The 1,549-nt window shown below is 63.5% G+C and carries 2 protein-coding genes; both read left to right on the forward strand.

The window, feature by feature from the left end; translation table 11 throughout:
• The coding region (locus ACXJKR_RS32135) for an AMP-binding protein (protein WP_457326307.1) at window positions 1-850 on the forward strand (850 nt) is incomplete at its 5' end.
• A gap of 93 nt (window positions 851-943) precedes the next feature.
• Window positions 944-1,549: ABC transporter substrate-binding protein (locus tag ACXJKR_RS32140; protein ID WP_457326308.1), on the forward strand; the 606-nt coding region annotated here is incomplete at its 3' end.

Genomic DNA, 1,549 nt, shown 5'->3' on the forward strand with positions numbered 1-1,549 from the left:
GTTCGAGGGCGAGAAGGTGTCTTTCAGCGCCGGCGTGCCCACCGTCTGGCTGGGCCTGCTGAACTACGTCAAGGCCAACAACCTGAAGTTCTCGACCTTCAAGCGCACCGTCATCGGTGGCTCGGCCTGCCCGCCGGCGATGATGAAGTCGCTGCAGCAGGACTACGGCGTCGAGGTCATCCATGCCTGGGGCATGACCGAGATGTCGCCGCTGGGCACGCTGTCCAAGTTGACGACACGCCAGCTCGACCTGCCACCCGAACAGCAGCAGCGCCTGCTGGAGAAGCAGGGCCGCGTCATCTACGGCGTGGACATGGCCGTCATCGACGACGAAGGCCGCTCCCTGCCCTGGGACGGCCAGAGCTCGGGCAATCTGGTCGTGCGTGGCCACTGGGTGATCGCCCAGTACTACAACCACGACGAGTCGCCCCTGGTGAGTGTGGATGGCGAGCCAGGCTGGTTTCCGACCGGTGACGTGGCCACCATCGACGCCGACGGCTTCATGCAGATCACCGACCGCAGCAAGGACGTCATCAAGTCCGGCGGCGAATGGATCAGCTCCATCGATCTCGAGAACATCGCGATGGCCCACCCGGCCGTGCACGAGGCCGCCGTTATCGCTGCCAGGCACCCCAAATGGGACGAGCGGCCGCTGCTGGTCGTCGTGAAGAAGCCCGACGCGACATTGACGCGCGAAGAGTTGTTGGCCTTTTACGAGGGCCGCATCGCCAAGTGGCAGGTCCCGGACGACGTTGTCTTCGTTTCCGAAATTCCGCATACGGCCACTGGCAAGGTGCAGAAGCTCAAGCTGCGCGACCAGTTCCTGAGCCACAAGCTCCCGACGGCATGAGCGCGATGACCGGTCAGGGGTAAGCCCGGGACTGCGGCGTGGCCGCGCTGGATTAACTTCCGTTCACATTCAGACCCACAACAGGAGACAAGCATGTTCGACATCACTTCGGCCCATGTCCCACGCCTAACGCGCGCATTCACGGCAGTCGCCGTGCTGGCCTTGGCGGCCGGGGCCGCCCAGGCGCAGAAGGGCGAGACAGTCAAGCTGGCCTATATCGACGCGTTGTCCGGGCTGATGGGCCCGGTGGGCCAGAACCAGGTCAAGACCTTCCAGTTCCTCGGCGAGAAGACCAACAAGAGCAACCCCGCCGGCGTGAAGTTCGAGATCGTCACCTTCGACAACAAGCTCAGCCCCGCCGAATCGCTGAACCTGCTGAAGGCCGCGGCCGACCAGGGCATCCGCTACATCATGCAGGGCAATGGCTCCAGCGTGGCGCTGGCCCTGAGCGACGCCGTCAGCAAGCACAACGAGCGCAACCCGGGCAAGGAAATCCTCTACCTGAACTACTCGGCGGTGGACCCCGACCTGACCAACAGCAAGTGCAGCTACTGGCACTTCCGCTTCGACGCCGACACGTCCATGAAGATGGAGGCGCTGACGACGTTCATGAAGGACCAGGCCGACGTCAAGAAGGTCTTTCTGCTGAACCAGAACTACGCCCACGGCCACCAGGTCGCCAAATACGCCAAGGAGATG

Source organism: Roseateles sp. P5_E11, assembly GCF_054049355.1.